At 65.2% G+C, this 8,568-nt stretch carries 9 protein-coding genes; 5 read left to right on the top strand and 4 right to left on the bottom strand.

The window, feature by feature from the left end:
* Positions 1–263, top strand: a 263-nt coding sequence (locus J5N58_RS18480) for a hypothetical protein (RefSeq protein WP_244712155.1), incomplete at its 5' end; no start/stop codon positions are given.
* Positions 264–564: 301 nt separating this feature from the next.
* Here the strand turns inward: J5N58_RS18480 and J5N58_RS18475 are convergent.
* Positions 565–1,296 carry a L,D-transpeptidase gene (locus J5N58_RS18475; protein ID WP_112831470.1) on the bottom strand — a complete coding sequence of 244 codons (732 nt, stop codon included), beginning with the start codon at positions 1,294–1,296 and terminating at the stop codon, positions 565–567.
* Positions 1,297–1,636: 340 nt separating this feature from the next.
* Here J5N58_RS18475 and J5N58_RS18470 point away from each other — a divergent pair, with 340 nt between their 5' ends.
* Positions 1,637–1,948 (top strand): PadR family transcriptional regulator, encoded by a 312-nt coding sequence (locus J5N58_RS18470; protein WP_112831471.1) that lies wholly within the window; start codon positions 1,637–1,639, stop codon positions 1,946–1,948.
* A complete protein-coding gene (chrA, locus tag J5N58_RS18465) occupies positions 1,920–3,149 on the top strand; it encodes a chromate efflux transporter (RefSeq protein ID WP_244712153.1) in 1,230 nt (409 codons plus the stop codon). The genes J5N58_RS18470 and chrA overlap by 29 nt, the downstream gene beginning before the upstream one ends.
* 60 nt (positions 3,150–3,209) lie before the next feature.
* Here the strand turns inward: chrA and J5N58_RS18460 are convergent, their stop codons facing one another.
* Positions 3,210–3,980 (bottom strand): L,D-transpeptidase, encoded by a 771-nt coding sequence (locus J5N58_RS18460; protein ID WP_113338982.1) that lies wholly within the window; start codon positions 3,978–3,980, stop codon positions 3,210–3,212.
* Between the two features lie 135 nt (positions 3,981–4,115).
* Positions 4,116–5,663, bottom strand: a complete 1,548-nt coding sequence (locus J5N58_RS18455; protein ID WP_280520024.1) for an MDR family MFS transporter — start codon at positions 5,661–5,663, stop codon at positions 4,116–4,118.
* A 259-nt stretch (positions 5,664–5,922) separates the two neighbouring features.
* Here J5N58_RS18455 and J5N58_RS18450 point away from each other — a divergent pair, with 259 nt between their 5' ends.
* Positions 5,923–6,489: a MarR family winged helix-turn-helix transcriptional regulator gene (locus J5N58_RS18450; protein ID WP_112831473.1), complete on the top strand. Its 567-nt coding sequence runs from the start codon at positions 5,923–5,925 to the stop codon at positions 6,487–6,489.
* Between the two features lie 164 nt (positions 6,490–6,653).
* Here J5N58_RS18450 and J5N58_RS18445 read toward each other — a convergent pair whose 3' ends face one another.
* Positions 6,654–6,797, bottom strand: coding sequence for a hypothetical protein (locus tag J5N58_RS18445; protein ID WP_244712150.1), 144 nt, complete (start codon positions 6,795–6,797; stop codon positions 6,654–6,656).
* A gap of 290 nt (positions 6,798–7,087) precedes the next feature.
* On the opposite strand from J5N58_RS18445, the gene J5N58_RS18440 reads away from it, so the two are divergent.
* Positions 7,088–8,461 (top strand): TIGR03808 family TAT-translocated repetitive protein, encoded by a 1,374-nt coding sequence (locus J5N58_RS18440; RefSeq protein ID WP_244712148.1) that lies wholly within the window; start codon positions 7,088–7,090, stop codon positions 8,459–8,461.
* Positions 8,462–8,568 lie beyond the last annotated feature (107 nt).

Genomic DNA, 8,568 nt, shown 5'->3' with positions numbered 1-8,568 from the left:
TCACGAGTTGGGGTCTCCGGCAAAGTCGGGGCGGTTCAATCATTCGGATTCCAGCAACTGGACTTTCGATCTTTTTGAAGCTGGTAGTCGTGCTCTCACAGTTCAGAAAAAGCGGCGGCGACAGGGATGAAATTAAGCGCTGTTCTTTCGAAATCCGACGAGTGAGCATCCGCCAGGTCGAACTCTTGGCCTGCCGACCGTACTCCTTCAAGGCGACCTCAACTGCGGAGACGCTAGAGATGATTCCTGTGCCGCAACCATAATGCGAGTGGCCTTCAACGCGCACCGGTAGTCCTTGAGAATTCGCCAGCGCTTTCGGAATGCCCAGATTTGCGGCACACAGCCGCCCTCAGGCAACCGGGCATCCAAGTCGGCCATGAACCGCAAGCGGTCGTTGGCGACATCTGGTGTACCCTTCCCACCCCGTCGGCCATCCTCTCGTGAGGCGGATCGGAAATACCGCTTGGCGGGCGTTTTCCAGCGTATCGCCCCTCCCCCAGCGGGGAGAGGAAAGGTTTCTGCACATCCGGACCCTTCGCCCTCCCCTGCGGGAGGGCGGGCTTCTTACTGCCAGACGAGGATGCGGGCCTTGTTGGGCACGCGGTCGTAGAGGTCGATGATGTCCTGGTTCATCAGGCGCACGCAGCCTGACGACACAGCCTTGCCGATGGAGTTCCATTCCGGCGAACCGTGCAGGCGGTAGAGCGTGTCTTCGCCATTCTGGAAGATATAAAGCGCGCGCGCGCCGAGCGGGTTCTTGAGGCCCGGCGGCATGCCGCCATTGGTGGCGGAATACTTGGCGAGTTCCGGCTGGCGGGCGATCATCTCGTCCGGCGGGGTCCATTTCGGCCATTTCTGACGCCACTGGATGACGCCGGTGCCCTGCCATGCGAACCCTTCCCGGCCGATGCCGACGCCATAGCGCATGGCGGTGCCGCCCGATTCGACCAGATAGAGGAAGCGCGAGGGGGTATCGACGACAATGGTGCCCGGCGGCTGGCCGGTCGGATCGACCACGCGCTGGCGATAATAGCGGGGATCGATCTTCTGGTAGGGCACGGCCGGGATGACATAGCCGTTATCGTAGATTTCGCCATACATAGCGTCGAGTTCGGCCGATCCCGGCTCCGAGCGGGCATATTCCACCGGGCCGCCCATGCCGCCGCGATAGGAAACGGCAAAACCGCCCGGAGTGACGACGGGGCGCGAGGAGGCACAGCCGGCCAGAAGGCTGGCGGCCCCCAGCCCGGACAAAGACAGAAAGGATCTGCGGGAGAGGCTACGCGAAGACGACATGGGCAAGGGAACTTCCTATTCAGAGACGACGCGAAACGACGGCAGAGCAAGCTGCTCGAACCCGATTTGTTCCGACATATCATGCAATGCAACAGGAATGTATTAACCTTGCAACGGAAGAGCGGCTCAACTTTGCGAGAGGCGCGCGAATTTTTCCCGAGCGATGCGCAAGTGCACCGCATGTCCCCGCATCCCCGGCCATCCCTCCCCGCCGGGCCGTCGAGGATATCGCGGGCGGCCGCTCATCCGGATGTCTTCATACGGATGTCATGGAGTTGCGCGACATCTTTATCGAATTTCGATATCGTTATCCGCAAACCCGAGCTTCCCATGGTGGGCCATGGAACACCAGGACCTTCTTTCCGGCTTCATCCGTCTCCATGTGCTGCATCATGCGGCAGAGGGCGACCTGCATGGGCTGTGGATGATCGAGGAGCTGGCGCATCACGGCTACAGGGTGAGTGCCGGGACGCTCTATCCCATGCTGCATTCCATGGAGAAGAAGGGCTACCTGACCTCGCGGACAGAGCGGGTCGGACGGACGCATCGCAGGATCTACAACGCCACGCCCTACGGGATTGCCGCGCTTGACATGGCGCGGAAAAGGGCCAGGGAGCTTTTTCGTGAAGTCATCAGCGGAAACCACGAATGAACCGGCCGCCGAACGGCCGCAGGGTACGCCCGGAGAAGTGTTCAGCGCCTTCCTGAAGCTCGGTCTCACCTCCTTCGGCGGCCCCATCGCCCATCTCGGCTATTTCCGCGATGAGCTCGTGGTGCGGCGCAGGTGGATCGACGAGGCCGGCTACGGCGATCTCGTGGCGCTCTGCCAGTTCCTGCCGGGGCCGGCGTCGAGCCAGGTCGGGTTCGCGCTCGGCCTGATGCGCGGCGGGCCGCTCGGGGCGCTCGCCGCCTGGGCCGCCTTCACGCTGCCTTCCGCGCTGCTGCTCGTCGCCTTCGCCATGGCGTCAGCGGCTTTCGGCGGGGTCGTCGGAAGCGGGTTGCTGCACGGGCTGAAGATCGTCGCCGTCGCCGTGGTGGCGCAGGCGGTCTGGGGCATGGCGAAGAGCCTGACGCCCGATCGCGAGCGCGCGGCAATCGCGCTTCTCGCCGTGCTGATCGTGGTGTTCTCCGCGACCGCCGCCGGACAGATCGCGGCCATCGTGGCAGGCGCGCTCGCCGGGCTGCTTTTCTGCCGGAACGGGCCCGCCGCGACATCCGGCCACCTGTCGTTCCGCGTCTCGCGCCGCTTCGGCGCCGCCTGCCTGGCGGCCTTCCTCCTGCTGCTCGTCCTGCTGCCGGTGGCGGCGGCCACGGCCGGATCGCAGGGCCTCTCGCTCTTCGATGCCTTCTACCGCGCCGGTTCGCTGGTCTTCGGCGGGGGTCATGTGGTGCTGCCGCTCCTGCAGACGGAAGCGGTCGGCCGGGGCTGGGTCAGCGCCGGCGATTTTCTCGCGGGCTACGGCGCGGCGCAGGCGGTTCCCGGCCCGCTCTTCACCTTCGCGGCCTATCTGGGTGCCGTTTCCGGACCGGCACCGAACGGCTTCGTCGGAGCGACGATTGCTCTCGTCGCGATCTTCCTGCCGGGTTTCCTGCTGCTTCTCGGCGCGCTGCCCTTCTGGGATCACTTCCGCCGGAGACCGCTGGCGCAGGCGGCGATGCGCGGCGCAAACGCCGCCGTGGTCGGCATTCTGGGCGCGGCCCTCTACAGCCCGGTCTCAACGAGCGCGATCCTCGGACCGCGCGACTTCGCGCTGGCGCTTGCCGGTTTCGTCCTTCTGGTCGCGTGGAAAATGCCGCCCTGGATCGTCGTGGCGCTGCTGGCGGCGGGGGGCGTGGGACTGACCATGCTCTGAAAGGCTGACCCGAAGAGCGGGCTCAGCCGCCCCGCCCTTGTGCGGGCGGCTCGTCTGCGGTCAGATGACGACGATCTGGGCCTTGGCTCCGACGCGGTCGTAGAGGTCGATCACATCCTGGTTGAACATGCGCACGCAGCCGGAGGAGGTCGCCTTACCGACGGACTGCCAGTCGGGCGTGCCGTGGACGCGGTAAAGCGTGTCCTTGCCGTTCTGGTAGATGTAGAGCGCGCGGGCGCCGAGCGGATTGTTGAGACCGCCCACGGCGCCGCCGCGTTCGGCGGAAACGGTGCGCAGATCGGGCTGGCGCTCGACCATGTCGCCCGGCGGCGTCCAGCGCGGCCATTTCTGCTTCATCTCGATCACGCCGCGGCCCGACCATGCAAAACCGTCGCGACCGAGGCCGACGCCATAGCGGATCGCCTTGCCGCCGGGCTGCACGAGATAGAGGAAACGCGCCCTGGTATCGACAACGATGGTGCCGGGCGCCTCCGTCGTCTGGTAGCTCACCTCCTGGCGGAGATAGCGGCTATCGACACGGTCGAGCGGGATCGCCGGCAGCGTATGGCCCTCGTCGCTGATGACGCCGTAAAGCGCCTTGTGCAGCGGATTGCTGACCGGCAGACCGTAGGTCTGGTGGAACTGCGTCTGGTAAAGCTCGCGCTTCTGCGGCACCGGCTGGGTGGCCGCCGGCTGCACCCTTGCGGGATCGTAATAGACGGGCGCCACCTCGTCCTGGAAGACCTCGACATTCATCCGGCTCGTATCGGTGACGAACAGGCAGCCCGACAGGCTGGCGAGCGCAAGGCCTCCGGCAGAAAGGCCGAGCATGCGCGTAACGAGGGCGGAACGCGAAAAGGACCGCATGGAAGAAGGCCGAGACACCATGATTCACCGCTTCAAGCCGACAGAATTGCCGTCACTCTTGCAAACGCGGCTGGCGCGAAGCTTTCCTCCGGTCGCCTTTCAGTGCCTTGCGGCCTTTCCGGCAACCGGCAGGCGCACGTTCTTCAGCAGGAGGGCGGCGACGAGGCCGAGGCCCACAATGCCCGATGCGGTAAGGAACAGCGGGAAGAAGGCATCGGCATAGACCTCGGCGATGGCGGCGCGGCTCGCCTCCGGCAGCGAGGCCATCACGCGCGGGGTCAATTCGCGGAAATCCACGCCGCCCGGCAATTCGACGGCCGCACCGGCAAGGCGGGAGCCGATGATCGCCCCGTAGATCGAGATGGCGATGGCCGCGCCCGACATGCGGGTCAGCGTCACGGTTCCGGTCGCAGCCCCGACATCGCCGCGGGCTGCCGCATTCTGCACGCCGATCACCGGCACCTGCTGGCCGATGCCGACGCCGATGCCCTGAAGCAGCATGACGGCGGCGATGAAGAAGAGCGGCGTTCCCGCATGCAACTGGCTGAAGATGGCCATGCTGACGACACCGGTCGCAGTGGATGCGACGGCGAAGGGCTTGTAGAGGCCGGTGCGCGAGATTACGCGACCGGCGGCGAGCGAGCCCGTGGCAATGCCGCCGGTGAGCGCGATGAAGAACAGGCCGGCAACCGTTGGCGACAGGCCGGTGGTCGTCTGCAGGAAGAGCGCGACATAGTTCACCGAGCCGATGCCGATCGCACCCGACACGAGCGAAATGACGAGCAGCAGATTGACCGTCGGATTGGCGAAGAGCGAAAGCGGCACGACGGGCTCGTCGACGCGGCGCTCGACGAGGACCCAGCCAAGCGCGCAGGCAAGGCCGAAGCCGACGACGGCGAGGCTTTGCGGGGCGACCAGCGAGCCGAAGATCTGGGCGCTGTCCGCCCACAGCACGACGCTTGCCACCGCACCGGCCAGCAGCAGCGCGCCGGCATAGTCAATCTTCGGCCGGCGGTGCGGCTTGCGATACGGCAGGAGGAACGCCAGCCCGCACAGCACGAGGATGCCGATCGGCAGGTTGACGAGGAAGATCGAACGCCAGCCGAAGAGATCGCTCAGCGTGCCGCCGAGGACCGGACCGACCGCGCCAGAGGCCATCAGCACAAGGCTGGCATAGCTCTGGTAGCGGGCGCGTTCGCGCGCCTCGAAGAGGTCGGCATTGATCGAGAAAATCGACACCATGATGCCGCCGCCGCCAAGTGCCTGCAAGACGCGGGCGGCGATCAGCGTATCCATGGAAATCGCCATGCCGCAGACCAGCGAGCCGAGGGTGAAGATCGCCACCGCGGCCATGATGACGTATTTACGGCCGAAGAGGTCGCCGAGCTTGCCATAGAGCGGCATGACGGCGCTCGTCGTCAGCAGGTAGGCCGAGCCGACCCAGGCGAAGCGTTCCAGTTCGCCGAACTCGCCGACTATGGTCGGCAGCGCGGTGGAGACGATCTGGTTGTCGAGCGTCGCCATGAACATCGCCGTCAGAAGCAGCAGGAACGCCAGAAGACGCAGCCGCGGGTCCGGCACCAGCGGAACGAAGGACTCGGCACCGGCCACATCCACGGCAGGCTTCTGCGGCGATTTCACATCCATGACGGGGGCTCCGGATTTGAGGATCGTCATTTTATGTGACTTTCGCAAATATTTGTCAATTGCACACACATGACATCGGCATCAAATTGCTTTATGCCAAGCCGCAGATCTGCTAGGGATTTGAGGAAAGCGCAGGCAGCGGTCTGCGGCGGAGGCAGGGAAACAGGAAGGGCCGAAGCGTCGGGAGCGAAGCTGAAAGCATGACCGCCGGGCGCATGGAAAACCAGTTCGCCCGACAGAAACGCCTCAAGGAGAGGGAATGAACGAAAAGAACGCCGCGCCGCACGCCAGCCTGGACGAGACGATCACCCGTATCGGCCGTGCGATGGGCCGCATGCGGCTGATGATCGGCCGCCGTTTCATCGGCAAGCTGGCGATCAGCCGGCTCAGCGGGAACATGGAGCTTTCCCATCTCGACGTGATTGCCATGGTGCGGCGTCTTGCGGACGGGCAAGAAGCGACCATCGGCGCCATCGCCGAGCAATTGCGGGTCGATCCTTCCCGCTCGAGCCGGATTGTCGCCGATCTCGTGCGGCAGGGGCTTCTTCGGCGCGAGGTCTCGCAGGAGGATGCCCGGCGCACCATCGTCGTGATTACGCCGCTCGGACAGGAACTGCTGAAAAAGGTGGAGGACGTGAAGCACGAGACGATCCAGGGGATCGTCGCGGATTGGCCCCAAGAGGATATCGAGCGCTTCGCCGAACTCTACGACCGCTTCCTCAACGGCTTCGACCGTCGGCTGCAGCAGTTCGAGGCGGAAAACGCGGATCGGGCCGCGGACGCGGATATGGATTATGGAACGGCACGGGCTGCCTCCCGGGAATAATTCATCCTGTGGACAATCGGCGGAGAGACTGATCCGGCCGACCCTCCCCCAAGAAGGCCGGCCGGAGCCGGGCGCGTTGGCAGCTACGATCCGCTGTCGCCAGTCCGCCTAAAGAGACGCCAGCAAGCTGGACGCGCCCGTTTATTCCTCGTGTATCTCCGCACTCAGGCCGCAGCCGGAGGCTTCATCGCGGTGTAGATCTTCTTTGCGAGCACCACCGCAATCGGCAATGCGACCACGCAGCCCGCGAGGAAAGCGCCGGCGATCTGCCACCGCTCCATCATCCTCATGGCCAAAACCGCGGTCACAGCGCCTCCGCCCAACACCGTGGCGCAGAGGATATACAATACTGCAGCAAGACGAAACATCCGGGCCTCCATCGTTCATCGCTAAAATTGAAACTATGCTTTCCCGGCAACACAGCATTGATCTGGCGCAAACGGTTTCCCCGCAGCGCGAAATGGCGTTTTTGTCGCACCCTCGGCCTGCCGGCCGCCGCCTCCCCTCCCCGCCGGCAGCCGTCTTAACCGTGATCGGCGGCGGCGCTTGCCGCATGCTGTCGTTTCCGCCAAGGTCCGGACGGCAGACAGGAGGCGGCATGCTGCAGCGACGCACGGTATTGACGGGGCTTTCGGTCGCCTTGACGGCACTCGGACCGGCGTCTTTTCGGCGGGCGGCGGCGCAGACCCTGGCGCAGGCCGATCTCCGCGGCGCAATCGACGCCGGCGAGGCGGGCATACTGCCCGGCGCCACAGACAACCAGAGCCGCAAGCTGCAGGCGCTGATCGATGCCGCGGCGGCCAGCGGCCAGCCGATCTTCCTGCCGGCCGGCACCTACCGGGTGTCCAACATCGAACTCCGGGAGGGCACGCGGCTTGCGGGCGTGCCGGGCCTCACCCTGCTTTCCTATGGCGGCGAAGGGCATCTCCTTTCCGCCCGCGACGTGAAGCATGTTTCGCTGACGGGGATCTCGCTCGACGGCGCGAACCGCTGGCTCGGCGACTATACGGAAGCGCTCGTCGCCTTTCGCGGGGTCGGCGATGTCAGGATCAGCGATTGCGCCGTCTCCGGCAGCCGCAAGCACGGCCTGCAATTCGAACGCTGCGGCGGGCGGCTGGAGGCAAGCCGCATCACCGGCGCCGGCAATGCCGGCATCATGGCAATCGAAACCCGGGCGATGACGATTGCCGGCAACGAGGTTTCCGACTGCGGCAATGGCGGCATCCTGGTGCATCGCTGGACGAAGGGCGAGGACGGCGCCATGGTCACCGGCAATCGCGTGGTCCGGATCGGCGCGCGCGACGGCGGCACCGGGCAGAACGGCAACGGCATCAACCTGTTTCGCGCCGACAACGTGATGGTCAGCGGCAATCATGTTTCCGACTGCGCCTTTTCCGCGATCCGGGCGAATTCCGCCTCCAACGCCACGATCAGCGGCAACCAGTGCTTCCGTTCGGGCGAGACCGCCATCTATGCGGAATTCTCCTTCGAGGGCGCGCTGATCGCCGACAACCTGGTCGACGGGGCGGCGAGCGGCATTCTGGTGGTCAATCTCGATCAGGGCGGACGGCTCGCGACGGTCACCGGCAACATCGTCCGCAATCTCTCCGAGACAGGCCCCTATGTGCATGATGGCGCGGGCTTCGGCTTCGGCATCGCCGTCGAGGCGGATACGGTCGTCTCCGGCAACGCGATCGAGAACGCACCGAAATGGGGACTGATGCTCGGCTGGGGGCCCTATCTGCGCAACATCGTCGCCTCGGGCAACGTGATCCGCAAGGCCGGCCAGGCCGGTATCGCCGTCTCGGTGGTCGAGGGGTCCGGCGACGTCGTCATTTCCGGCAACGTCATCTCCGAGGCGCCCGAAGGCGCGATCCTCGGCTATCGCTGGAACGACAAGGCGACGGGCGAACTGATCGATGGGAAGGAAAGCTTCCCGCACCTCACCATCGAGGGCAACCGGCGTTCATGAGGTAACGCCGCGCCCACGACGAAACGAAAACGTTGCAGTTCAAACGGCGCACCGGATTGAAGAATACATGCGGCTGGAGCGCCCTATTCGAAAGAGACCTCCAGGGA

Source organism: Paenirhizobium cremeum, from assembly GCF_022884085.1.
Lineage (GTDB): Bacteria > Pseudomonadota > Alphaproteobacteria > Rhizobiales > Rhizobiaceae > Allorhizobium > Allorhizobium cremeum.
Note: the sequence above shows the minus strand (reverse complement) of the source record. Positions and strands in the feature narration are given on the sequence as shown.

What these genes read in the sequence shown, in the direction of transcription:
- J5N58_RS18475 (WP_112831470.1), bottom strand. Translation starts at nt 1,296, where the DNA reads ATGTCGTCTTCGCGTAGCCTCTCCCGCAGATCCTTTCTGTCTTTGTCC.
- J5N58_RS18470 (WP_112831471.1), top strand. Translation starts at nt 1,637, where the DNA reads ATGGAACACCAGGACCTTCTTTCCGGCTTCATCCGTCTCCATGTGCTG.
- J5N58_RS18460 (WP_113338982.1), bottom strand. Translation starts at nt 3,980, where the DNA reads ATGCTCGGCCTTTCTGCCGGAGGCCTTGCGCTCGCCAGCCTGTCGGGC.
- J5N58_RS18455 (WP_280520024.1), bottom strand. Translation starts at nt 5,663, where the DNA reads ATGGATGTGAAATCGCCGCAGAAGCCTGCCGTGGATGTGGCCGGTGCC.
- J5N58_RS18450 (WP_112831473.1), top strand. Translation starts at nt 5,923, where the DNA reads ATGAACGAAAAGAACGCCGCGCCGCACGCCAGCCTGGACGAGACGATC.
- J5N58_RS18440 (WP_244712148.1), top strand. Translation starts at nt 7,088, where the DNA reads ATGCTGCAGCGACGCACGGTATTGACGGGGCTTTCGGTCGCCTTGACG.